This window comes from Agromyces sp. NPDC127015 (genome assembly GCF_042725165.1).
Lineage (GTDB): Bacteria > Actinomycetota > Actinomycetes > Actinomycetales > Microbacteriaceae > Agromyces > Agromyces chromiiresistens.
Genome location: NZ_JBHXDI010000003.1, coordinates 511,457 through 533,541, shown reverse-complemented (window position 1 = coordinate 533,541; position 22,085 = coordinate 511,457). Strand labels below are relative to the sequence as shown.

Below are 22,085 nucleotides of genomic sequence, written 5' to 3'. Positions count from 1 at the left end.
GCTCACGAGGGTCCTCGGTTTCGGGGGTCGGGGTGCGTTCGGCGCGCTGCGGCCGAATGGCGAGACGGATGCCTCGAGCCGGCGTCGAGTCTACCGACGGTGCCTGCGCGCCCCGGATGTTCCGACGACTCGCGTCGACCGTTCGTCAACGTGCGAACGCGGCGTTGCGGGTCCAACTTTCGATGGTCGACTGAGTCCCACGCCGTGTGCAGCGCCGGCTTCGCGCCGCGTTGGCTAGCGTGAGCGGTGGCGGCCGCCCGGCCGCAGGCGGGAGTCGGAGATGAACATCGGCGACGTACTGCTCAACGTGGCGCTCATGGTCGCGCTCACGCTGCTGTTCCTGGCCGTGCTGACCGCGTTCGTCCGGCGCGTGCTCGGCGTGCGGGTCGGCCTCGTGCGCATCGTGATCGCGGGGTTCGTCGGCCTCGCCGCCGAGGTCGGGTTCGAGTCGCAGGTCGTCTGGGGCAAGCAGGACTACAGTGCCGCGCTCCTGCCGGTGCAGCTCGGCATCGTCATGTTCGCGGCGGTCGCGTTCCTGGTGATCGCCGAGATCATCGTGCCGCCCGGATCCATCCAGCGGCCTGACCAGTGGCTGCCGTCGTTGCGGCGCAGCGCCGCGCGCACCCGCCGCTACACCGAGATCTCGCGCATCGCCGTTCGACATGGACTCGTGCCCTTCCGGCCCAACGCCGAGCCGACGGCCGCCGGCCACGCCGAGCGCACCCGGCAGGCCATCGCCCTTCGGGCCGCGCTCGAGGACGCCGGTGGCGCGTTCGTGAAGCTCGGCCAGGTGCTCTCGACGCGCAGCGACGTACTGCCGCCCGAGTTCGTCGCCGAGCTCAGCCGGCTGCAGCAGCGGGTGCCCCCGGCCGAATGGGCCGAGGTGCGCGCCCTGCTCGAGGCCGAACTGCCGCGGCCGATGGGCGACGTGTTCGGTGCCTTCGACGAGACCCCGCTCGCCGCGGCATCCATCGGGCAGGTGCACCGGGCGACGCTCGCGTCGGGCGAGCCCGTCGCCGTGAAGGTGCAGCGTCCTGGCATCGTGCCGCTCGTCGACCGCGACCTCGACATCGTGCTGCGCCTCGCCGACCAGCTCGACCGGTCGACGGAGTGGGGCCGGTCGCTCGGCGTACGCGGGCTCGCCGAGGCCTTCGCCGCGAACCTCCGCGAGGAGCTCGACTACCGCATCGAGGCGGCGAACATGGCGGCGATGCGCGCGACGCTCGCGACGCATCTGGCGCGGGAGCGCGTCAGCGTGCCCCGCCACCACGCCGAGCTCAGCGGCGAGCGCGTGCTCGTGATGGAACTCGTCGAAGGCCGCACGCTCAGCGATCCGGCTGCCCTGCAGGGACGCTCCGGCGACGAACGCGCCGAACTGGCCGACCGTCTCTTCTCCTCGGCCATGACGCAGATCATCGACGACGGCGTCTTCCACGCCGACCTGCACCCCGGCAACATCGTGATCGTCGACTCGGGCGAGATCGTGCTGCTCGACTTCGGATCGATCGGGCGGCTCGACTCCGAACTCCGGCGCCAGATCGGGGAGGTGCTGCTCGCGTTCTACCGCGGCGACGCCCGCAGCTTCGGCGACGCACTGATCGGGCTGGTCGAGCTCCCCGACGACCTCGACGAGGTCGCCCTGCGCCGGCGGATCGGGGCGTTCATGTCGCGCCGGCTCGGCCCGGGCGGCACGGTCGATGCCACCGTCGTGACCGAGATGGTGCGACTTCTCGCCGAGAACCGCATCGCGGTGCCCGGCGATCTCGCCGCAGCGTTCCGCGCCATCGGCACGCTCGAGGGGACGCTCCGCCTCGTGAAGCCCGGGTTCGACCTGCTCACCGAGGCGGAGGGCTTCGCCAAGACCCGGGTCGCCGAGGCGACGCGCCCGTCGGCGCTCTTCTCGACCGCCGTCGACGAGATCGGCGGCCTGCTGCCGATGCTGCGCCGCATGCCCCGGCGCGCCGACCGCATCAGCGCGGCGCTCGCCGACGGACGCCTCTCGTTCAACGTGCGCCTGTTCGCCGACCGTCGCGACCGCTCGCTCGTGCGCGATCTCGTGAACCTCGTCGCCGTCGCGTTCCTCGCGGGGGTGTTCGGCATCATGGCGGCGATGCTGCTCGTCAGCGAGGGCGGGCCGGAGGTCGCGCCCGACTTCACGCTCTACCAGCTCTTCGGCTACCTCCTCGTGATCGTCTCGGGGCTGCTGACGCTCAAGGTGCTGTTCGACGTCTTCCGGCGGCGCACGCCCTGAGCGACGTCGATCGGCGGGGTCGGCGTGGAAGGATCGAACGCATGCCGACGCCCACCCCGATCGACCTCGACAGCTGGCCCCGCCGCGAGGCCTTCGAGCACTACCGGCACCGCGTGCCCTGCACCTACGCGATGACGGTCGAGATCGACGCGACCGCGTTCGTCGCCGCACTGCGCGCCTCGACCCGCAAGACCTATCCGGCGCAGATCTGGGCGATCGCGAACGTCGTCAACCGGCATCCCGAGTTCCGCATGACGCTCACCGACGACGGGGCACCCGCGACGTGGCCGGTCGTGCAGCCCGCGTTCACGGTGTTCAACCCCGAGCGCGAGACCTTCGCCGCGGTGTCGGTGCCGTACGACGCCGACTTCGCGCGGTTCCACGACGCGGCGGCCGAGGTGCTCGCGAGTGCGTCGTCGGCGACCGAGATGTTCCCGCAGGGCGGCCTGCCCGCGAACGGCTTCGACGTCTCGAGCATCCCGTGGGCGAGCTTCACCGGGTTCACGCTCCAGCTCGACGGCGGCTCGAACCACTTCGCGCCGATCTTCACGCTCGGCCGGTACGTCGAGCGCGACGGGCGCACGCTGCTGCCGCTGGCGGTGCAGATCCACCACGCGTCGGCCGACGGATTCCACACCGCGCGCCTCGTCGGCGAACTCGAGCAGCTGTTCGCCGACCCGTCGTGGGTCACCGCCTGAGCACGTCGCTCAGGCGGCGTCGAACGTCACGCGGGGTTCGAGCCCGAGGAAGGCGGCGTAGCGCGCGGCAGCGTCGTCGATCGCCTGCCGCTCGCGCGCGTCGAGCGCCCGATGCGGCCGCAGCGCGAAGGTGACCGCCTTCGCCGTGACCGTGCGCTTCATCGCCGCGACGAGCTGGGCGTCGACGAGGGCCATGCCGATCGCCGTCTCGCGCTCGCGCGGCACCACCCCCTCGGAGTCGATGACCCAACGCGAGTCCTGGTAGCCGCGGTACATCTCGTCGAGCACCTGCAGCAGGTGGCCGGCCGGTTCGAGCGCCGCCGCGGCCGGACCGCCGGGTGCGTGCCAGAAGGTGCGCCCGTCGTGCTCGAACGACTCGAGCCGGTCGGCGGCAGCGGCGATGCCGCGGCGCGCGTCGGTGACGGTGAGCGTCGCCCAGTACGCGAGATCGCGCTCGGTCGCCGGGCCGTGGGACGTGCAGTAGCGCAGCGCGAGTTCGGCGAGCGCCTCGTCGCGATCGAACGGACGCGCGGGCGGCACCCGCTCGCTCATGAGCGCGTACGTGTGCTCGCCGTCGCGCGGCGCACCGCTGCAGACGAGCCCGAGCATCTCGAGCTTGCCGACGACGAGCATGAGCTGCTGCCCCGTGAGCTCGGTTCCGCGTTCGGCGAGCGCGGCGCCGAGGTCGGCCCTGGTGCGATCGGATGCCTCGCCGAGCACCCGCTCGATCGTGTCGGCGATCGCCGTCATGCGATCGGCCACCTGCGTCAGCTGCTGGTCGAACACCGGCAGCACCCGCGGCGCCGTCAGCTCGAGGAGCCAGCGCACGTCGTCGGCGTGCACGTAGTGCCAGGTCGGCCGCAGCACATGGGTGCGGATGACGCGCCCCGACGCGAGCGCATCGGCGAGGTCGGCGGCCTCGGGCGCCGAGGTGCGCGTCGCGACCGCCCACGCCGACTGCGAGGCGTTCTCGGCCTGCAGGGCGAGCAGCGATCGGACGACCTGCTCGGCGTCGTCGCGGGGCGTGGCGAGCGACTGCGATCGCAGCCTCCAGCGGGCGATGTCGCGATCGGTCGTCATCTCTCGAGCGTAGGCCGAGCCGCCGTCATCCCGGCAGGCGGAAACCGTTGCGACCGCAACCGGTGCGCTGCCAACATGGGCTGACCGCAGAACGGAGTCCGATGACCGACGCAGCCGCGCCCGCGAACGCACCGACGTCGCCGCCCGCCCGGCAGTCCGAGCCGCCGAGGTGGGCGATGCTGCTGCTCCGGGTTCGCGGGCTGCTGCTGAGCGGCGCGTTCGCCGCGATCGTCTACGGCGCGCTCACGCACGCGAGCCGCAGCGCCTGCCCGACGCAGACCGGCGACGTCTCCGCCGCGCAGTGCCAGACGTACACGCTCGGTCCGAGCTGGATCGTGGTCGCCGCGATGGCCGTCGCCTTCTTCGTCGGGCTCGGGGCCGCCGCGCGGCGTCCCGATCCGCTCGCCGCGCTGCGCTCGCTCGACCGCACCCGGGTGGTCATCATCTCGATCGCGCTCGGCTCGATCGTCATCAGCCTGGTGTGGTTCTGGATGCTGCCGGTGCAGCAGGTGCTCGACCAGGGCGGCAGCCTCTGGTTCCCCTTCCCGTTCGGTGCGGTGACGAGCGACTTCACCACGACGGGCTGACGCGCCGCTCGTCACCGCGACGACGACAGGACGCGCCCGCTGGCGCCCAGCGCGAGCCGTCGGGGCATGAACCCGACGAGCCTGCTGGTCAGCGCGTTGGCCCGGCCCGAGACGACGCTCGCGGGAGTGCGGCGCCGGTCGAGGCGACGCAGGGCGAGCGAGACGACCTGCTCGGTCGTGCGGAAGCGGCCGACCGCCGCGTTCTCGGTGCCCACGACGTCGAAGAACTCGGTCCGCGTGGCTCCGGGGCTCAGCGCGAGCACGCGCAGGCCGGAGCTCCTCGTCTCGTACGCGAGCGCCTCGGTGAAGCTCAGCACGAAGGCCTTCGACGCTCCGTAGACCGCCATGTTCGGGCACGGCTGGTACGCCGCGGTGCTCGCGATGTTCACGAGCGCACCGCGTCCGTCGCGCACCATGTCGGGCAGGAACTCGCGGGTGATCGACACGAGCGTGGCGACGTTCACCTGGACGAGTTCGGCGATGCGCGAGGCATCCGCCTCGGCGAAGGCGCCCTTCATGCCGAAGCCGGCGTTGTTGACGAGCGTCTGGACGCGGATGCCCCGCCCCTCGAGTTCGGCCCGCAGCGTCGACGCGGCGTCGGGTCGCGCGAGGTCGAGCGCGATCGGCGTCGCCGTCACGCCGTGCTCGTGCTCGATGCGCCGGGCGAGGTCGCGCAGCCGGTCGTCGCGGCGGGCGACCAGTACGACGTCGGCGCCGCGGCGGGCGAGTTGCGTCGCGAACTCGGAGCCGAGGCCCGAGCTCGCGCCGGTGATGAGAGCGGTGGTTCCGGTGAAGTCGGTGGTCATAACCGCAAATGTAGACAGTGCCAGCATTGTTGTCAATGCCTACTTTCGGATAGGGTGCAGGGGTGACCGAACGCGCGTACCACCACGGCAACCTGCGCCAGGAGCTCCTCACCCGCGCTTGGGAGACGATCGACGCCGACGGCCTCGACGCCCTCTCGCTCCGGCAGCTCGCGCGCGACGTCGGCGTCAGCCACGGGGCATCCGCCCGCCATTTCGCCGACCGCACCGCCCTGCTCGACGCGATCGCCGTCACCGGCTTCGAGCGCATGAACGCGGCGCTCGAGGCCGCCGTCGCGACCGAGCCTGGCTTCGACGGGCGGCTGCGCGCAGCCGGCCTCGCCTACATCGGCTTCGCGGTCGAGCACCCGGCGATCCTCGACCTCATGTACAAGGCGAAGCACCACGCCGACGCCTCCCCCCGACTGCTCGAGGTCAGCCGCGCGAGCATGGCCGCGGTCGTGGCGCTCATCACCGAGGCACAGGCGAAGGGCGAGATCCGCGAGGGCGACGTGGAGCGCCAGGCGCTGGTCGTCTTCGCCGCTGTGCACGGCGTCGCCGCGCTCGCGACCGACGACCTGCTCGACGGCGTCGCCTGGCAGGACGCAGCCGACGCGACGATCGCGGTCGTGCTCGGGGCATTCACCGCTGCATGAGCCGACCGAGCCCCACGCGAATACTCTGGGACGCTTGACTGGGACGATCGACCCACAATACGCTGCGTGCCATCGAGCAAGGAGGCTCACATGGCGCACCACGTTCACTCGAGATCCGCCGCAACACCGCTCGCCGACCGTCGGCGACGACGCTCCATCCTCTCCATCCTCGGCATCGCCGCGATCGGCGCACTGCTCATCACCATCCCCGTCGCTCCGGCGGAAGCCGCCGAGAACTGGTGGGATGCCCCCGCCCGCCCGGCCGTCGACGTCGAGCTCAACGTCACCGGGGCCCCGATCACCGGCGCACCCGGCGGCGAAGTGCGCGGCTTCATCGACTCGCACACCCACCTCAACTCCAACGAGGGCTTCGGCGGCCGCATGATCTGCGGCGCCCCGTTCTCGCCGAACGGCGTCGCCGACGCCCTGAAGGACTGCCCCGAGCACTACCCCGACGGCAGCGGCGCCCTCTTCGAGAACCTCACGAGCGACCCCGACGGCCACCACGACCCGGTCGGCTGGCCGACGTTCGAGGACTGGCCGAAGACCACCTCGATGAGCCACCAGGCCTCGTACTACGCCTGGATCGAGCGCTCGTGGCGAGCAGGCCAGCGCGTGCTCGTCAACGACCTCGTCACGAACGGCGTGATCTGCTCGCTGCCGATCATGCCGAAGGACCGCTCGTGCGACGAGATGGGCGCGATCCGCCTCGAAGCGCAGAAGGTGCGCGAGATGGAGTCGTACATCGACGGCATCTACGGCGGCCCCGGCAAGGGCTTCTTCCGCATCGTGACGACCCCCGACGAGGCGCGGGAGGTCATCGAGAGCGGCCGGCTCGCCGTCGTCATCGGCGTCGAGATGAGTGAGCCGTTCGGCTGCAAGATGATCCTCGACGTCGCGCAGTGCTCGAAGGCCGACATCGATCGCGGCCTCGACGAGTTCAAGGCGATGGGCGTGTCGAGCATGTTCCTCTGCCACAAGTTCGACAACGCGCTCTGCGGCGTGCGCTTCGACACCGGCACGCAGGGCACGATCATCAACGTCGGACAGTTCTACTCGACCGGCACGTACTGGCAGACCGAAGCCTGCACCGGGCCCGCGCACGACAACCCGATCGGCAACGCCGAGGTGCCCGAGGAGCTGCCCGGCGCCGACCCGCCCACCTACCCGTCGGGGGCGCAGTGCAACACCCGCGGCCTCACCTCGCTCGGCGAGTACGCCCTGCGCGCGGCGATGTCGCGCAGCATGATGATCGAGCTCGATCACATGAGCGTGAAGGCCGCGGGCCGTGCCCTCGACATCCTCGAGGCCGAGGATTACCCGGGCGTGCTCTCGAGCCACAGCTGGATGGACGACACCTGGACCGAGCGCCTCTACCGGCTCGGCGGCTTCAAGACGGGCTACCCGCATGCGGCCGAGGGCTTCCTCGGCGAATGGCGCGCGAGCGCCGCGCTGCGCGAGCAGTACGGCAAGGGCTACGGTTTCGGCCTCGACTTCAACGGCGTCGGCAGCCACCCGGCGGGAGGAACCGCGCCCGTGCCGGTCTCGTACCCGTTCACCGCGGCCGACGGCCGCACCACGGTCGACCGGCAGGTGAGCGGCGAGCGCACGTTCGACATCAACACCGACGGGTTCGCGCACTCGGGCCTCACCCCCGACTACATCGAGCAGCTGCGGCTCGCCGGCGGCGGGCAGGCCCTCGTCGACGACCTCATGTCGGGCGCCGAGTCGTACCTGCAGACCTGGCAGGCGACGCTCGACCACGAGAGCACGCAGAATCTCGCCACCGGCAAGCCGGCGACGGCGAGCTCGAGCGAGTGGAACCCGTTCACGAGCTACGCCCCCGGGCGCGCAGTCGACGGCAAGGGCAGCACCCGCTGGGCGAGCGGCAACTGGGGCGTGAACCCGCAGTGGTTGCGCGTCGACCTCGGCGAGTCGCTGCCGATCAGCCGGGTCACGGTGAACTGGGAGCGTTCGGCCGCGAAGAAGTACGACGTGCAGCTCTCCGACGACGGCCAGAACTGGCGCACGGCGTGGTCGACGACGTCGGGCGACGGCGGACTCGACACGGCCGCCTTCGCACCGACGAGCGCCAGGTACGTGCGCGTGCTGTGCACCGAGCGTACGACCGACTACGGCTACTCGATCTGGGAACTCGGCGTGTTCGGCGGGTGATGCGGGGCCGTGCCGCGGCTCAGCGTCAGCCCGGATGCCTCGGCACGGCCACCCCCGTAGGCTCGCGCCCATGAACGCCCGGGCGCCGGCCACCGCCTCGCACGCGTACCTCGTCGCGCTCGCCGACGGCGGCGGCACCGTTCCGGTCGAGCTCGGGGTCGTGCGCCGACTCGTCGAGCGCGGGCACCGCGTCACCGCGATCGTCGACGCGAGCATGCTCGAGGCGGCCCGCGGCACCGGCGCCGACGTCCGCACCTGGAGCGCCGCGCCCGCCGGCCTGTACCGCGACTGGGCGATCCGCAATCCATTCGAGATGGCGCGCGGCATGGCCGAGCACTACCTCGCCGGCCCGGCGGCCGGCCAGGCCGACGACATCGTCGCGGCCATCGACGCGGCGCGCCCCGACCTCGTCGTCACCACGTTCTTCACGGTCGGCGCGATGATCGGCGCCGAGGCTCGAGGCATCCCGTTCGACGTGCTCATGCCGAACATCTACATCGCGCCCGCTCCGGGGCGCCCGCCGGGCGGTGCCGGCCTGAAGCCGATGGCCGGCCCGCTCGGCGGCCTGCGCGACCGGGTGGCGTCGAGCGGCACGACGCGGCTCCTCGACCGCTACACGCTCGCGGCGCTCAACGACGTGCGTGCGGTCCACGGCCTCGCCCCGATCGGCACCACGTGGGACCAGCTGCACCGCGCGCGACGCGAGCTCGTGCTGACCACGGCCGAGTTCGACTTCGCCGGTGCGTTCGGCCCGAACGTGCGGTTCGTCGGCCCCGTGCTCGATGATCCCGCCTGGGCGGCGGACCCCGAGTGGACGCCGCCGCCCGGTGACGCGCCGCTCGTGCTCGTCGCGATGTCGTCGACCTTCCAGAACCAGGCCGACTGCCTGCAGCGCATCGTCGACGCGCTCGGCGCGCTGCCCGTGCGGGGGCTCGTGACGACGGGGCCCTCGATCGAGCCCGGTGAGCTCCGGGCTCCCGAGAACGTCGTCGTCGAGGCATCCGCCCCGCACGCCGCGGCGATGCACGCCGCGAGCGTCGTCGTGACGCACGGCGGGCACGGCACCGTCATGAAGGCGCTCGCGGCGGGCCGCCCGCTCGTGATCCTGCACCACGGACGAGATCAGGTCGACAACGCCGTACGGGTCACGGAGCGGGGCGCCGGCCTCGCCGTGCCGCGTCGCGCCGCGTCGCCGCGCATCGCGAGGGCGGTCGCCGAGGTGCTGGGCGACGGGCGCGTCCGACTCGCGGCCGAGCGGCTGGGCGCCTCGATCCGGCGGGATGCCTCGAGCGGCGCGCTGCTCGACGAACTCGAGCGAGTCGACTCGGCGGGCGCGGGCACGGTCTCGACCACGCCCGACGGTTCGCCGACCCGGGAATACCCGGGGGCATCTGCGAGAAGCCGGAGAGCCGTCACAGCCCCTCCGCGATCTCCTTGATCGCGGCCAGGCGGCGCTCCCACTCGCGCCCCACCGCGTCGAGGCGTGCCGCCGTGGCGCTGAGCGACGCTCCGAGCACGCGGTAGCGCACCTCGCGCCCGACGCGCACGGGCTCGACCACCCCGACCTCCTGCAGCACGGCGAGGTGCTTCGCGATCGCCTGCCGCGACACCGGCAGGCGCGCGGCGAGGGCCGACGCCGAGGCATCCCCCTCGCCGAGTGCCGCGAGGATGCTCCAGCGCGTCTCGTCGCCGAGCGCCGCGAACACGGGAACCAGCGTCGCAGTGCTCATGCGTCGCCCTCGAGCAGGGCGACGAGCTTGTCGAGTTCGGAGACCCAGCCCTCGGCGTGGTCGGCCATGTTCGCCGCCGGGTCGCTCGTGCGGTCGAACCCGGTCTCGACGACCGTGAGCTCGGTGCCGTCGTCGACCTCGTCGAGGGTGAACGTGAAGACGGTCGTGGTCGTCTCGTCGATCGCGCCGCCCGCACGGCGCACCGCGTCGTCGTTGCCCCAGCGGTACGCCACGCTGCGCGGGGCGTCGATCGCCTCGACGCGGATCGGAATCACGCCGTACCCCTCGAACGTCATCGTTCCGGTCGCGCCGGTACCGGCGCCGTCGAGCACCGTCTGCCCGAACCACCGCGAGATGTGCTCGGGCTCGGTGACCGCGCGCCACACCTTCTCGATCGGTGCGGCGATGCGGATCGTGCGTCGCACCGTGAATGCGCCCTCGTCGACGACGGATGCCTCGTTGCGGGTCTGACTCACCATGGTCGCGCTCCTTCCAGCGGATGCTGCAGTGGATGTCTCGGCGATCGATCGATCACCTGCAACTTCATAGTTGCACAAGGTGGATCGGAGCGCAACCCCACGATTGCATGTCGCCGGCGGTTCAGCCCATGCGCAGCACGACGCTCCCACGCTTGTGCCCGCCGTCGACGTAGCGGTGGGCCTCGACGATCTCGTCGAGCGCGTACGTGCGATCGATGACGGGGCGCAGCGCGCCCGTCTCGGCGAGGGCGACGAGCCGCTCCATGCCGTCGGCGCCCAGCTCGCCGCCGCGATGGTCGACGACGAGCCCGCTCCGGCGCGCCTGCCGACCCGCCCTCAGCATGCCGGCCAGGTCGGTGATCACGAGCAGCAGCGCGCCGCCGGGACGCAGCAGGTGCGCGACGCGGCCGAACGGCGCGTTGCCGACGCATTCGACGATCACGTCGTGGCGTGCCGGCCCGCCCGACGCGGCCCCCGAGTCGACGTCGCCCGCCGCGAAGTCCTCGCGGGTGTGGTCGACGACGCGAGACGCCCCGAGCGAACGCACGAGCTCGGCGTTGCGTCCGCTCGTGACCGCCGTGACCCGGGCCCCGCGCGCCGTCGCGAGCTGCACGACCGCCGAGCCGACCGCACCGGAGGCGCCGTTCACGAGCACCTCGCTGCCCGGCCCGATCGCGACGCGGTCGAGGTAGCGGAGCGCCGTGTGTCCGCCGAACACGATGGCGACGGCCTCTTCGAACGAGAGGTTCGCGGGCTTGCGGGCGACCTCGCCGTCGGCCGCGATCGTGACGTACTCGGCGTGGCACCCCATGCGCGAGCCGCGCATGACGACGACCTCGTCGCCGACGGCGAATCGCACGACCCCCGCGCCGACCGCCTCGACGACGCCGGCGGCATCCATGCCGAGCACGCGCAGCCGTGGTCGGAAGAGCCCGATCGTCGGCGCCACGACGAGCGCGAGCCCGCGCGGCACCCGGCGGGTGCGCAGGCGGTGGTCGGCGATGCTCACGGTCGACGCCCGTACGCGCACGAGCAGCTCCCCCGGCCCCGGCTCGGGGCGGGGCACGTCGACGACGCGCGCGACCTCGGGCGCGCCGAAGCGGTCGATACGGGCGACCCGCATGGCGCCGCGAGTGGCGGCGGGTGCGTCGGACGTCGATCCCTGGCGTGATGCGGTGGACATGATGCACTCCCTTACGTCGTAAGTCTTACGTCGTAAGATACGCCGCCGCGGAGCCTACGTCCAGACCCTCCAGCCGATTACCTGACGTTGTACGGTGAACTATGGCCAGAACCGCGACGCGCAGCCCGCTCAGCCGTGAGCGCGTGCTGCAGACCGCGCTGCGCCTCGCCGACCGCGACGGCCTCGACGCCCTCACGATGCGGGCCCTCGCCGACGAGCTCGACGTCGAGGCGATGTCGATCTACTACCACCTGCCCAACAAGCACGCGATCCTCGACGGACTCGTCGAGCAGGTGTTCGCCGAGGTCGAGGTCGAGATCGGCGGCTTCGCACCGCCGACCGAGCTGGACGCCGCGGACTGGCCGACCGCGCTCCGCTCGCGGATCCTCGGTGCGAGGCGGGTGCTGCTGCGGCATCCCTGGGCGCCGAACCTCATGAACACGCGCGGTGCGCCGGGCGTGCTCGCCGTGCGGTACGCCGACGGCGTCGTCGGCATCATGCGGGCCGGCGGGCTCTCGCACGACCTCATCCACCACGGACTGCATGCGATCGGCAGCCGCATGTACGGCTACGTGCAGGAGCTCAACGACGACAACTCGGCCGACCCGCCCGGCGACCCCGCCGAATTCGCCGCACTGGCCCCGCACCTCGCCGCGATGCTCGCCGACGTCGTGCACGACGACCCCGACTCGACCCTCGGCTGGTGCGACGACCAGACCGAGTTCGAGTTCGGGCTCGACCTGCTGCTCGAGGGCCTCGAACGCCGTCGGGCGGCCGAGGCGTCCACGGCCTAGCCGCCACCCCCGGTATCGCGACCGACCCGACCGGCGTATCGTGGCCGCCGGAAGCAAGGGCCGAACAAGGGGGTTCCGACATGGCCGAGCTCGCACCCATCCAGCCGTGCCTGTGGTTCGACGACCAGGCACGCGAGGCGATGGAGTACTACGTCGGCGTCTTCCCGAACTCGCGCATCACGCGCATCGACGAGTATCCCGACGAGTCGCTCGACGAGCACTTCGCAGGCATGAGCGGCAAGGTGCTGAACGGGCAGTTCACTCTGAACGGGGTCGACTTCGTCTGCCTCGACGGCGGACCGCTGTTCACGTTCAACGAGTCGATCTCGTTCGTCGTCTCGTGCGCCGACCAGGCCGAGATCGACCGCTACTGGGCGGCGCTCTCGCACGTGCCCGAGTCGGAGCAGTGCGGCTGGTGCAAGGACCGGTTCGGCGTGAGCTGGCAGATCATCCCGGCGAACATGGGCGAGCTGACGAAGCGCCCCGAGCAGATCCAGGTGATGATGCGGCAGAAGAAGGTCGTGATCGCCGAGCTCGAGAACGCGTAGCGCGCACTGAGCAGGCGGCGGCCGGATGCCTCGGCGGTCGCTCGGCTCAGCGCCATGCCCGTCGCCGAGATCGTCCGCGCTCATCGCCGTGCTCGCTGCTGGGCCTGATCGTCGGACGCGGCTGAGCCGACTCCCCCGATCGGTGACCGGCCGGCCGGATGCGCCCGCCGAGGCATCCGGCCAGGGTCGCGCGACGAGCCCGCACGCGATCATGGGCGACCGGCCGCGTTCCCCCTCGCGGCCGGTCGCCCGAGCCCTCCTGGCGGCGCTCCCTAGCGCACGCTCTCCAGGAAGTCGCGCGTGCGCTGCCGCTGCGGCCGGTCGATCACGTCCTCGGGGCGGCCCGCCTCGACCACGACGCCGCCGTCCATGAACACGACCTGGTCGGCGACGCCCCGCGCGAACCCGATCTCGTGCGTGACGACGATCATCGTCATGCCGTCGTTCGCGAGCTCGCGCATGACGTCGAGCACGTCGCCGACGAGCTCGGGGTCGAGCGCCGAGGTCGGCTCGTCGAACAGCATGAGCTTCGGCCCCATCGCGAGCGCCCGGGCGATCGCGACCCGCTGCTGCTGCCCGCCCGACAACTGCGCCGGGTAGTGACCCGCGAAGTCGGCGAGGCCGACCCGGTCGAGCAGCTCGGTCGCCTTCGCGCGGGCCTTCGCCCGAGGCATGCCGGCGATGCCGACCGGTGCCTCGACGATGTTCTCGAGCGCCGTCATGTGCGGGAAGAGGTTGAACCGCTGGAACACCATGCCGATCTCGCGCCGCTGGCGGGCGATCTGCTTCGGCGTCATCTCGTGGATGTCGTGCCCGGCCTGGCGGTAGCCGATGAGCTCGCCGTCGACGATGATGCGGCCGCCGTCGATCGACTCGAGGTGGTTGATGCAGCGCAGCAGCGTCGACTTGCCCGAGCCCGACGGGCCGAGCAGCACGGTCACGGTGCCCTCGGGCACGGCGAGCGAGACGTCGCGCAGCACTTGGTGGGCGCCGAAGCTCTTGCGCACGCGGCGGATCTCGACGAGGGGGCGGGCGTCCACTGCGGCGTCCTGCGCGGTCCGGGTGGTGGTGATGGTGCTCATACGGCGCTGACCGCCTTCGTCTCCGGCGCGGGCGCGGGGCCGGGCCGGCGCGATGCGAACGCCTGGCGCAGGCGCTGGAACGGCGTCGGCGGCAGGTTGCGGCTCGAGCCGCGTCCGAACCGCCGCTCGAGGTAGTACTGCGGAACCGAGAGGATGCTCGTCATGAGCAGGTACCAGATGCTCGCGACGATGAGCAGCTCCACCTGCTTGAGGTTCTGCGACGAGATCACCGTCGCCTGCGTGTAGATCTCGAGCACGGCGATGACCGAGAGCAGCGAGGTGTTCTTGAGCATCGAGATCGTCTCGTTGCCCATGGGCGGGATGATCACGCGCATCGCCTGCGGCAGCAGCACCCGGCGGAACGTGTAGAGCGGCGACATGCCGAGCGAGTACGCCGCCTCGCGCTGCCCCTCGTCGACCGAGATCATGCCGGCTCGCACGATCTCCGACGAGTAGGCCGCCTGGTTGAGCGTGAGTGCGAGGATGCCGGCGACCATCGCGGTGATCAGCAGGTTGGTGTCGGCCTGCCAGAACACGATGTCGGTGAACGGGATGCCGATCGAGAGCTTCTCGTAGAGGAGGCCGAGGTAGCCCCACAGCACGATCTGCACGAGCAGCGGGGTGCCGCGGAACGCCCACACGTAGAACCACGCGACGCTCGACAGCACGGGGTTCGACGAGAGCCGCATCGCCGCGATGACGACGGCGAGCACCGTCGAGACGACCATCGCGACGAGCGTGATGAGGAGCGTCAGCCAGACGCCGTCGATGATGCGGGGGTCGACGAGGAACTGGCCGATGGCCGCGAAGTCGATGTTCGGGTTCGTGAGCACCGAGTACGCGAACCCGGCGGCGAGCAGCAGCACGACGGCGGCGCTGATCCATCGCCACGGACGACGGAGCGGGATGGCCCGGACGTCGTCGTCGGTGGCCTCTGGTGCGAGCGCGACGCCCCGCGCCTCCACGGCCGTCATCCCTCGCCGCCCTGGTTCACCTCGGCGGCCTCCACGCCGTAGTCGGCGAGGCTGTTGCGCTCGAGCACCTGCTGGTAGGTGCCCTCGTCGATGAGCGCCTGCAGCGCCTGGCGCACGGCCTCGACGAGCTCGGCCTCGTCCTTCAGGATGCCGATGCCGCTGTACACCGGGCTGAAGCCGGCGGGGTTCTCGGGGTCCTGCACGATGTCGAAGGCGTCACCGCCCTCGACGGTGTCGGCGACGTAGCCGGCGACGAGGGCGTCGGCGACGTATGCGTCGCTCTTTCCCGCGCGCAATGCCGTCTGGGCGTCGAGGTCGCTCGGCAGCTCGGTGACGTTGACCGGGTCGCCGTCGCAGTCCATCGACCGCAGGATCTCGCCCTGCGCCGTCGCCTTCTGGATCGACACCGTCATGCCGCACAGGTCCTGCTGGGTGCCGATGCCCTTCGGGTTGCCCTCGGGCACGACGATCGCGAAGCCGCCGTACGTGTAGTCGACGAAGCTCAGCGTCTCCTCGCGCTCGGGGGTGTCGTTCATGCCGCTCATGATGAGGTCGTTCTTGTCGGCCTGCAGCGACGGGATGACCGAGTCGAAGGCCTGCTTGTTGAGCGACACGTCGATGCCGAGCTTCTGGCCGAGGAGGCGCGCCAGTTCGGGGTCGAAGCCGATCTCGCGGTTGTCGTCGCCGTACATCGCCATCGGCGGGTAGGGAATGTCGACGGCGACGTCGATGCGGCCCTTCTCGACGATGTCGTCGGGCAATAGATCGGTCAGCGACTCGTCGACGGTCGTCGAGACCTCGTCGCCGGCCGGCAGGTCGGGGCCGGCTGCGGCCTCAGCCCCGGAGCCGGAGGCTCCCGAGCAGCCGGTGAGGGCGAGGGCGACGGCGACGGCCGTCGCGCCGAGCAGGAGGGTGGTGCGTGCGATCATCGGTGACTTCCTTGTCGTGGTGGGGTGATCGGTCGGGGATGCCTCAGACGAATGCGTCGGCCATGGCCGGCGCGTGCGTGGCGAGCAGGTCGTCGTAGGTCTCGCGGCGGGTGACGAGGCGGGCGTCGCCCGCGCTCGCGAACACGATCGCGGGCTTGAGGGCGCCGTTGTAGTTGTTCGACATCGTGTAGGCGTAGGCGCCGGTCGCCGCCATGACGACGAGGTCGCCCACCTGCGCGGCCGGCAGGGCGGCGCCGTCGACGAGGAGGTCGCCCGATTCGCACTGGCGTCCGACCAGCTGCGCGGACTCCGTCCAGGGCTCGAGCAGCCGGTCGGCGACGACGGCCTCGTAGCGCTGCTGGGTGAGCGCGATGTCCATCTGGTCGGCGAGCCCGCCGTCGACCGCGACGAACGTGCGGCCCGTGCGCTTGACGGTCGTCACCCGGTAGAGCGTGACGCCGGCGCGCGCCACGACCGAGCGGCCCGGCTCGATCATGAGCTTCGCGTCGGCGGGCAGGTGGGCCCGCGCTGCGGCGACGATCGCGTCGAGGTAGTCGGCGACCTCCGGCGCCTCCTCGTCGTACGTGTAGGCGATGCCGAGGCCGCCCCCGACGTCGTAGGTGCCGAACGTGCCGACGCTCGAGATCTTCTCGACCGCCTCGCCGAACTGCGCGACGTCCAGGATCTGCGAGCCGATGTGCAGGTGCACGCCCTCGAACTCCATCAGCGGGTGCGCCTGCATGCGCGCGATCGCCCGGGCGGCCTGGTCGATGGGCAGCCCGAACTTGGAGTTCAGTCCGCCCGTCGCCTGCGAGGCGTGCGTCTTCGCCTCGACGCCCGGGATGACGCGGAGCAGGAGCCGCTGTGGACGGTCGAGCAGTCGCTCGAGCCGATCGAGCTCGTCGTCGTTGTCGACGATGATCGCGCCGATGCCGGCGTCGAGGGCGAGCCGGAGCTCGGCGTCGGTCTTCGCGTTGCCGTGGAAGTAGAGGCGCTCGGGGTCGACGCCCGCGGCGAGCGCGAGCCGCAGCTCGCCGCCGCCTGCGATGTCGATCGAGAGGCCCTCCTCGTGCGCGAGCCGGTACATGCCGACGGCAGGCAGCGACTTCGAGGCGAACAGCACCTCGGAGTTCGGCCAGCGGTCTCGGAGCCCTTCGACGAACCGGCGGATCTGGCGGCGCAACCCCTGCTCGTCGTAGACGTGCAGCGGCGTGCCGAACCGTTCCGCGAGCTCGGTGACGGCGACCCCGCCGATCTCGAGCACGCCGTCGGCGCTCGCCGTCGACTCCTCCGGCAGGATGCGCCAGAGCTCCCCGAGGCGGGTGCCCGCAGGGGCTGGACGGTTCGCGGTCATCGTTCCTCCTTCGCGCGGCGCCGTCGCCGTCGCGGTGGCCAGCCTAGGAAGATCTCGTTCACCATTGGTTGTCGATCTCGGATAGCTTTGCAGTGTGGATGCAGGTATTTCTCCAATCGAGCGCCCACCGCACCCGCAGGTGACGCTCGCCGAGCTCGTCGACCAGCTCGGACCGCGCACCGTGACGCCCATCGGGCCGCCCGCACCCGGCATCGCCGTGACGGGCACCGAGTTCGTCGACACCGCCGAGGAGTTCGGCGATGTCTCGTCGACCCTGCTGCTCGCGCCGTCGACCGCGTCGCTCAGCACCTCGCGCATCGCCGCGCTCGCCACCGGCGCCGCCGAGCACGGCGCCGCCGGCCTCGCCCTCAAGTGCAGCGCCGAGCGGGTGCCCGCCCTCGCGGCGATCGTCGAGGCGACGGGCCTCCCCCTCGTGCGCATCGCCGACCGCATCAGCTGGCGGCTGCTCGATGCGCAGCTCACTCGCCTGCTCGGCGAGGCCGAGACGCCGCTCGCCGCTCCGCAGCGCGGCGCCGAACCGCTCTTCGCGATCGCCAACGAGCTCGCCGAGTTCTTCGGCGGCTCGGTCGCGATCGAGGACCTCAGCCGGAACATCCTCGCCTACTCGTCGGTGCCCGGCCAGCTCATCGACACGCTCCGCACCCACGGCATCCTGGCCCGGCAGGTGCCGGCCTCCCCCTACAACGACGACCAGTACCGCACCGTGCTGCGCTCCGATCGCCCGATCAAGTACCCGCGGCTCGGGGACGAGGAGCCGCGGGTCGCGTTCGCCATTCGTGCGGGTGCACTGCCCCTCGGCAGCATCTGGGCGATCGACGCCTCGGGCGAGGGACCGGTGAGCCCCGAGCAGGACGAGCGGATGCGGCGTGCGAGCGCCCTCGCCGGCGCTCACCTGCTCGACGACCTCCGCGCGCACGCGACCGACCAGCGACCGCGCGAGGACCGCTTGCGCACCCTGCTCACGGGCATCGACCTCACCGGCACCGAGTTCGCCGAGCTCGGCATCGACGAGGAGCGCGGCGCCGCGCTGCTCGCCTTCGAGGTGCCGAGCGCGGGCCCGACCGCGATCGCCCAGCTCCGTTCGACCGTCATCCGCCACCTCGTGCTGCACCGGCCCGACGCCGTGGCCGTCGCCCATCGCTCACGCGTCTACGCGCTGTTCGCCGCGCGCACCGTCGACGAGGCGACGGCCCTCGCCGAACCGCTGCTGCCGCTCGTCGACCGCCTCGTCGGCGAGGGCGCTCGCATCGCGGTCACGGGGCCGGCTCACCGATCCGGCGATGTCGCGGGGGTCCGCGAGCTCGCCGACCGGCTGCTCGACGTCGCGGGGCGCGACGCGGCATCCGGGCGCCGCATCGTCAGCGCGGCGAGCCTGCGGCCGCTGCTCGTCGTCGACCGCGTCGCCGAGCTGCTCGCCGACGGTGTCGAACTGCGCGATCCCGGGCTCGACGCCCTGCACGGGTCGGCGTCGACGCGGGCCGTCGCCGAGACCCTGCTCGTGTGGCTCGAGTGCTTCGGCAACGTCGCGCAGGCGGCAGAACGCCTGGGCGTGCACGAGAACACCGTGCGACATCGCCTGCGCCGGGTCGTCGAGACGCACGGCGTGCGACTCGAGAACGCCGACGAGCGGCTGGCCGCGTGGCTGCAGCTGCGCGCGCTCGCGCGCTGACCCGCGGACGCCTCGACGACGAGCGGCGCGCGCCGAGGCATCCGACCGCGGCTACCCCACCGACCGCATGAACGCGCCGAGCTCGTCGGCGACGAGCTCGGGCTCTTCGAACGCGAGGAAGTGCCCGCCGCGGCCCGGCGCGGAGTACTGCCGGAGGTCGGTCGCGGCGCGTTCGGCGATCGACCGCGGGAAACCCCGCATGCCCGGCTCGCTGCTGAGGGTGACCGCGACGGGCACGGTGATGTTCGGGCGCGTCGCGTTGTGCGGGTAGTCGAGGTACTGCCGGAACGAGGTGCCGATCGACCCGGTCGCCCAGTAGAGCGTGAGGATCGTGCAGAGCGCGTCGCGGTCGAACCGGGACTCGACGTCGCCGCCGCAGTCGCTCCAGTCGCGGTACTTGTCGACGATCCACGCGGCGAGCCCTGCCGGCGAGTCGGCGAGCGCGGCGGCGATCGTGTCGGGGCGGGTGGCCATGATCGAGCTGTAGCCCTCGTCGCCCTCGTCGTACGCCGCCTCGGCGTCGAAGAACGCCTGCTCGGCGGGCGTGATCGGCGAGGCGTCGAAGGCGGCCGGGAACGGCCCGTGGATCATGTGCAGGCCGGCGACCTCGTGCGGGTACATGGTCGCGAGCCAGCTCGACGCCGCGCCGCCGATGTCGCCGCCGAACGCGAAGTACCGCTCGTAGCCGAGCGTCTCGGTCATGAGCGCGTGGAAGGTCTCGGCGATCGCCGCCCTCGTGAGCGGGCCGTCGACGAGCTCGGAGTAGAGGAATCCCGGCAGCGACGGGATCACGACGTCGACGTCGAGCAGCTCGGCGAGCGGCAGCATCTCGATGAAGCTGCTCGGCCAGCCGTGGGCGAGGAGCACCGGCGGCCTGGTTGCGTCGCGCCGGAGGTGCACGAAGTGCTGCCCGCGGTCGATGAACTGCGGGGAGCGGTTGAGGTGCGCCTCGGCGGCGCGCCAGTCGAAGTCGTTCGCCCAGTAGGCGACGAGCGACGCGAGGTAGGCGGGGTCGACCCCGGCGCCCCACGCCGACGCGCTCGGGGTCGTGAAGCGCGTGCGGGCGAGCCGTGCGCGCAGGTCGTCGAGCACGTCGTCGGGCACGTCGATCGTGAAGGGTTGCATGAGCCCGACCGTATCGGGTCGGTCCGACGGGCGGCGGACCGGCCATGCGCTTCGCGCTACTCGGCCGGCCGGCGGTCGTCGATGACGACGTAGAGCTTGCGCACGGTCTCGTGCACGTCCCACACCCCACGCCAGCCGCTCGGGGTGATGAGCGTGTCGCCGGCGCCGAACGTCACCGGCTCCTCGCCGTCGACCTCGATCGTCACGCGGCCGGAGAGGAACTGGCACACCTCGGTGTAGCCCTCGCGGGTGGCGGAGAATCGGCCCGGGGTGCACTCCCAGTACCCGACGTCGACGCCCGGCACCTCCCACAGCGAGCCGGATGCCTCGAGCACGCCCTCCGTCAGGGCGGTGGGCTTCGGCGCGGCGGGGCCGAGGTCGCGGGCGAGCGGGGCGAGCCCCGCGACGGTCGACGTGGCGGCGGGCAGATCGCTCATGGTGTCCTCCTGTGGTGGTTCGTCGCGCCTCAGCGGCCGGCGACGAGGTCGGCGATCTTCGCGATCGGCGAGGTCGTGGCGCGTCCGCGCTGCTCGCCGCGGTCGGCGGCGTGGTAGGCCGCGTAGATCGCCTGCACGGCGAGCCAGCGCAGCGGCTCGACCTCCCACTTGCGCGCGCGGTGGCCGACCCACGGCAGGCGGGTGAGCTCGGTGTCGTCGCCGAGCACGAGGTCGCGCAGCGTGCGGCCGGCGAGGTTCGTCGCGGTGACGCCCGTGCCGACGTAGCCGCCGGCCCAGCCGAGCCCGGTCGCCCGGTCGTGCCCGACGGTCGCCGCCCAGTCGCGCGGCACGCCGAGCACGCCCGACCACGCGTGGTCGATGGCGGCGCCGGCCGTCTGGGGGAAGAAGCGGTTGAGCAGCGCGGTGAGGCTCTCGATCGTGCGCAGCTGGGTCTCGCCGTCCTGGTCGACGTGCGAGCCGTAGCGGTACGGCACCCCGCGCCCGCCGAAGGCGATGCGGTCGTCGGCGGTGCGCTGCGCGTACATGTAGACGTGGGCGAAGTCGCCGAGGGTCTCGCGGCCGTTCCAGCCGATGTCGTCCCAGACCGCCGGAGCGAGCGGCTCGGTCACGATGAGCGACGAGTTCATCGGCAGCCACGTGCGGTGCTCGCCGCGCAGGTCGGGCGTGAAGCCCTCGGTCGCGCGCAGCACGTGCGGCGCCCGCACGGTGCCGTGGTCGGTTCGCGCCTCGCCCGGCACGATCTCGGTGACGGTCGTGCCCTCGTAGATCGCGACGCCGAGTCGCTCGACGGCGCCGGCGAGCCCGAGCGCGAGCTTCGCGGGGTGGATGCGCGCGCAGTGCGGGTGCCAGATGCCGCCCTGCACGCCGGCGACGTTGATGCGGGCGGCGGCGGCCTTCGCGTCGAGCACCTCGACGTCGGTCGCGGGCCACGACTGCTCTTCGGCGGCGGCCGCCTTCAGTCGTGCGAGCTGCGCCGGGTTGAGCGCGACCTCGAACTCACCGCCCTTGTGGATGTCGGCGTCGATGCCCTCGGCGGCCGCGACGGCGATCACCTCGTCGACGGTCGCGTTGAGCGCGCGCTGCTGGGCGATCGCGGCGTCGCGGCCGTGCGACGAGACGTACTGGCCGCGGCCGCCCGTCACCGAGTTCGTGAGCCAGCCGCCGTTGCGCCCCGAGGCCCCGTACCCGGCGAACCGGCGTTCGAGCACCGCGACGCGGAGGTCGGGCTGGTCGCGCTTCAGGTAGTACGCCGTCCAGAGCCCGGTGTAGCCGCCGCCGACGATCGCGACGTCGACGTCGAGGTCGCCGGGAAGGGCCGGCCTGGGGGTCGGCACGCCGACCTGCTGCAGCCAGAACGAGACGCCGCCGTTGACCGTCATGCGAGGTGTGCTCCATCTCTCCGTCGAGGGTGCGGCCGCGAGCGGCGGCCGGCCGAGGCATCCCGTTCGAGGAGCGAGATATCGGCGTGTTGTACAACAGTGTTTTGAAA

The 22,085-nt window shown here is 72.0% G+C and carries 21 protein-coding genes; 9 read left to right on the top strand and 12 right to left on the bottom strand.

All coding sequences use genetic code 11. The features are described 5' to 3' along the window. The first annotated feature begins 280 nt into the window (after positions 1-280). Positions 281-2,251 carry an ABC1 kinase family protein gene (locus ACFWGP_RS11850; protein WP_376930999.1) on the top strand — a complete coding sequence of 657 codons (1,971 nt, stop codon included), beginning with the start codon at positions 281-283 and terminating at the stop codon, positions 2,249-2,251. Positions 2,252-2,292: 41 nt separating this feature from the next. After that, on the top strand, positions 2,293-2,949 hold the full coding sequence (locus ACFWGP_RS11845) for a CatA-like O-acetyltransferase (protein ID WP_231431950.1): 657 nt from the start codon (positions 2,293-2,295) through the stop codon (positions 2,947-2,949). Between the two features lie 9 nt (positions 2,950-2,958). On the opposite strand, the gene ACFWGP_RS11840 is transcribed toward ACFWGP_RS11845, so the two are convergent. Continuing rightward, complete coding sequence (locus ACFWGP_RS11840) at positions 2,959-4,029, bottom strand: winged helix DNA-binding domain-containing protein (RefSeq protein WP_376930998.1); 1,071 nt, start codon at positions 4,027-4,029, stop codon at positions 2,959-2,961. A gap of 101 nt (positions 4,030-4,130) precedes the next feature. Here ACFWGP_RS11840 and ACFWGP_RS11835 point away from each other — a divergent pair, with 101 nt between their 5' ends. Then, positions 4,131-4,616 (top strand): hypothetical protein, encoded by a 486-nt coding sequence (locus ACFWGP_RS11835; protein WP_376930997.1) that lies wholly within the window; start codon positions 4,131-4,133, stop codon positions 4,614-4,616. Between the two features lie 11 nt (positions 4,617-4,627). Here the strand turns inward: ACFWGP_RS11835 and ACFWGP_RS11830 are convergent, their stop codons facing one another. Next, entirely contained in the window at positions 4,628-5,422 is a 795-nt protein-coding gene (locus ACFWGP_RS11830; protein WP_376930996.1) for an SDR family NAD(P)-dependent oxidoreductase, read from the bottom strand. A gap of 62 nt (positions 5,423-5,484) precedes the next feature. Here ACFWGP_RS11830 and ACFWGP_RS11825 point away from each other — a divergent pair, with 62 nt between their 5' ends. The 3 genes from ACFWGP_RS11825 to ACFWGP_RS11815 all read left to right on the top strand — a co-directional run bounded on the left by ACFWGP_RS11825 (position 5,485) and on the right by ACFWGP_RS11815 (position 9,688). Continuing rightward, positions 5,485-6,075 carry a TetR/AcrR family transcriptional regulator gene (locus ACFWGP_RS11825; RefSeq protein WP_376930995.1) on the top strand — a complete coding sequence of 197 codons (591 nt, stop codon included), beginning with the start codon at positions 5,485-5,487 and terminating at the stop codon, positions 6,073-6,075. Between the two features lie 90 nt (positions 6,076-6,165). After that, positions 6,166-8,250, top strand: coding sequence for a discoidin domain-containing protein (locus ACFWGP_RS11820; RefSeq protein WP_376930994.1), 2,085 nt, complete (start codon positions 6,166-6,168; stop codon positions 8,248-8,250). Between the two features lie 70 nt (positions 8,251-8,320). Further along, positions 8,321-9,688 (top strand): glycosyltransferase, encoded by a 1,368-nt coding sequence (locus ACFWGP_RS11815; protein WP_376930993.1) that lies wholly within the window; start codon positions 8,321-8,323, stop codon positions 9,686-9,688. Here ACFWGP_RS11815 and ACFWGP_RS11810 read toward each other — a convergent pair. The 3 genes from ACFWGP_RS11810 to ACFWGP_RS11800 form a co-directional block, all read right to left on the bottom strand. Next, positions 9,663-9,980, bottom strand: coding sequence for an ArsR/SmtB family transcription factor (locus ACFWGP_RS11810; RefSeq protein WP_376930992.1), 318 nt, complete (start codon positions 9,978-9,980; stop codon positions 9,663-9,665). The genes ACFWGP_RS11815 and ACFWGP_RS11810 overlap by 26 nt on opposite strands. Beyond that, positions 9,977-10,459, bottom strand: a complete 483-nt coding sequence (locus ACFWGP_RS11805) for an SRPBCC domain-containing protein (RefSeq protein WP_231431958.1) — start codon at positions 10,457-10,459, stop codon at positions 9,977-9,979. The genes ACFWGP_RS11810 and ACFWGP_RS11805 overlap by 4 nt, the downstream gene beginning before the upstream one ends. Positions 10,460-10,580: 121 nt before the next feature. Then, positions 10,581-11,642: an NAD(P)-dependent alcohol dehydrogenase gene (locus tag ACFWGP_RS11800; RefSeq protein ID WP_376930991.1), complete on the bottom strand. Its 1,062-nt coding sequence runs from the start codon at positions 11,640-11,642 to the stop codon at positions 10,581-10,583. Positions 11,643-11,743: 101 nt separating this feature from the next. Between ACFWGP_RS11800 and ACFWGP_RS11795 the strand changes: the two genes are divergently transcribed. Both ACFWGP_RS11795 and ACFWGP_RS11790 read left to right on the top strand, forming a co-directional pair. After that, on the top strand, positions 11,744-12,436 hold the full coding sequence (locus ACFWGP_RS11795) for a TetR/AcrR family transcriptional regulator (protein ID WP_231431960.1): 693 nt from the start codon (positions 11,744-11,746) through the stop codon (positions 12,434-12,436). 80 nt (positions 12,437-12,516) lie between these two features. Next, the gene (locus tag ACFWGP_RS11790) at positions 12,517-12,984 is read left to right on the top strand and encodes a VOC family protein (protein WP_231431961.1); all 468 of its coding nucleotides are present in this window, start codon (positions 12,517-12,519) and stop codon (positions 12,982-12,984) included. A gap of 272 nt (positions 12,985-13,256) precedes the next feature. Here the strand turns inward: ACFWGP_RS11790 and ACFWGP_RS11785 are convergent, their stop codons facing one another. Genes ACFWGP_RS11785 through lysA form a run of 4 tightly spaced genes read right to left on the bottom strand, consistent with a single transcriptional unit; the run spans position 13,257 to position 17,323 of the window. After that, the gene (locus ACFWGP_RS11785) at positions 13,257-14,066 is read right to left on the bottom strand and encodes an amino acid ABC transporter ATP-binding protein (protein WP_231431962.1); all 810 of its coding nucleotides are present in this window, start codon (positions 14,064-14,066) and stop codon (positions 13,257-13,259) included. Then, positions 14,063-15,040, bottom strand: coding sequence for an amino acid ABC transporter permease (locus ACFWGP_RS11780; RefSeq protein WP_231431963.1), 978 nt, complete (start codon positions 15,038-15,040; stop codon positions 14,063-14,065). Before ACFWGP_RS11780 ends, ACFWGP_RS11785 begins: the two co-directional genes overlap by 4 nt. Further along, a complete protein-coding gene (locus ACFWGP_RS11775) occupies positions 15,037-15,969 on the bottom strand; it encodes an ABC transporter substrate-binding protein (RefSeq protein ID WP_376930990.1) in 933 nt (310 codons plus the stop codon). The genes ACFWGP_RS11780 and ACFWGP_RS11775 overlap by 4 nt, the downstream gene beginning before the upstream one ends. Positions 15,970-16,012: 43 nt before the next feature. Beyond that, complete coding sequence (lysA, locus tag ACFWGP_RS11770; protein WP_231431965.1) at positions 16,013-17,323, bottom strand: diaminopimelate decarboxylase; 1,311 nt, start codon at positions 17,321-17,323, stop codon at positions 16,013-16,015. A gap of 94 nt (positions 17,324-17,417) precedes the next feature. Between lysA and ACFWGP_RS11765 the strand changes: the two genes are divergently transcribed. Continuing rightward, positions 17,418-19,013 (top strand): PucR family transcriptional regulator, encoded by a 1,596-nt coding sequence (locus ACFWGP_RS11765; protein ID WP_376930989.1) that lies wholly within the window; start codon positions 17,418-17,420, stop codon positions 19,011-19,013. A gap of 51 nt (positions 19,014-19,064) precedes the next feature. Here ACFWGP_RS11765 and ACFWGP_RS11760 read toward each other — a convergent pair whose 3' ends face one another. Genes ACFWGP_RS11760 through ACFWGP_RS11750 form a run of 3 tightly spaced genes read right to left on the bottom strand, consistent with a single transcriptional unit; the run spans position 19,065 to position 21,975 of the window. Next, the gene (locus ACFWGP_RS11760) at positions 19,065-20,138 is read right to left on the bottom strand and encodes an epoxide hydrolase family protein (RefSeq protein WP_376930988.1); all 1,074 of its coding nucleotides are present in this window, start codon (positions 20,136-20,138) and stop codon (positions 19,065-19,067) included. Positions 20,139-20,194: 56 nt separating this feature from the next. Next, a complete protein-coding gene (locus ACFWGP_RS11755) occupies positions 20,195-20,575 on the bottom strand; it encodes a cupin domain-containing protein (protein WP_275506332.1) in 381 nt (126 codons plus the stop codon). Between the two features lie 29 nt (positions 20,576-20,604). Beyond that, positions 20,605-21,975: an NAD(P)/FAD-dependent oxidoreductase gene (locus ACFWGP_RS11750; protein ID WP_376930987.1), complete on the bottom strand. Its 1,371-nt coding sequence runs from the start codon at positions 21,973-21,975 to the stop codon at positions 20,605-20,607. Positions 21,976-22,085: the final 110 nt, after the last annotated feature.

Coding starts and splice junctions, on each gene's coding strand:
- ACFWGP_RS11850 (WP_376930999.1), top strand. CDS start 281: ATGAACATCGGCGACGTACTGCTCAACGTGGCGCTCATGGTCGCGCTC.
- ACFWGP_RS11845 (WP_231431950.1), top strand. CDS start 2,293: ATGCCGACGCCCACCCCGATCGACCTCGACAGCTGGCCCCGCCGCGAG.
- ACFWGP_RS11840 (WP_376930998.1), bottom strand. CDS start 4,029: ATGACGACCGATCGCGACATCGCCCGCTGGAGGCTGCGATCGCAGTCG.
- ACFWGP_RS11835 (WP_376930997.1), top strand. CDS start 4,131: ATGACCGACGCAGCCGCGCCCGCGAACGCACCGACGTCGCCGCCCGCC.
- ACFWGP_RS11830 (WP_376930996.1), bottom strand. CDS start 5,422: ATGACCACCGACTTCACCGGAACCACCGCTCTCATCACCGGCGCGAGC.
- ACFWGP_RS11820 (WP_376930994.1), top strand. CDS start 6,166: ATGGCGCACCACGTTCACTCGAGATCCGCCGCAACACCGCTCGCCGAC.
- ACFWGP_RS11815 (WP_376930993.1), top strand. CDS start 8,321: ATGAACGCCCGGGCGCCGGCCACCGCCTCGCACGCGTACCTCGTCGCG.
- ACFWGP_RS11810 (WP_376930992.1), bottom strand. CDS start 9,980: ATGAGCACTGCGACGCTGGTTCCCGTGTTCGCGGCGCTCGGCGACGAG.
- ACFWGP_RS11805 (WP_231431958.1), bottom strand. CDS start 10,459: ATGGTGAGTCAGACCCGCAACGAGGCATCCGTCGTCGACGAGGGCGCA.
- ACFWGP_RS11800 (WP_376930991.1), bottom strand. CDS start 11,642: ATGTCCACCGCATCACGCCAGGGATCGACGTCCGACGCACCCGCCGCC.
- ACFWGP_RS11795 (WP_231431960.1), top strand. CDS start 11,744: ATGGCCAGAACCGCGACGCGCAGCCCGCTCAGCCGTGAGCGCGTGCTG.
- ACFWGP_RS11790 (WP_231431961.1), top strand. CDS start 12,517: ATGGCCGAGCTCGCACCCATCCAGCCGTGCCTGTGGTTCGACGACCAG.
- ACFWGP_RS11785 (WP_231431962.1), bottom strand. CDS start 14,066: ATGAGCACCATCACCACCACCCGGACCGCGCAGGACGCCGCAGTGGAC.
- ACFWGP_RS11780 (WP_231431963.1), bottom strand. CDS start 15,040: ATGACGGCCGTGGAGGCGCGGGGCGTCGCGCTCGCACCAGAGGCCACC.
- ACFWGP_RS11775 (WP_376930990.1), bottom strand. CDS start 15,969: ATGATCGCACGCACCACCCTCCTGCTCGGCGCGACGGCCGTCGCCGTC.
- lysA (WP_231431965.1), bottom strand. CDS start 17,323: ATGACCGCGAACCGTCCAGCCCCTGCGGGCACCCGCCTCGGGGAGCTC.
- ACFWGP_RS11760 (WP_376930988.1), bottom strand. CDS start 20,138: ATGCAACCCTTCACGATCGACGTGCCCGACGACGTGCTCGACGACCTG.
- ACFWGP_RS11755 (WP_275506332.1), bottom strand. CDS start 20,575: ATGAGCGATCTGCCCGCCGCCACGTCGACCGTCGCGGGGCTCGCCCCG.
- ACFWGP_RS11750 (WP_376930987.1), bottom strand. CDS start 21,975: ATGACGGTCAACGGCGGCGTCTCGTTCTGGCTGCAGCAGGTCGGCGTG.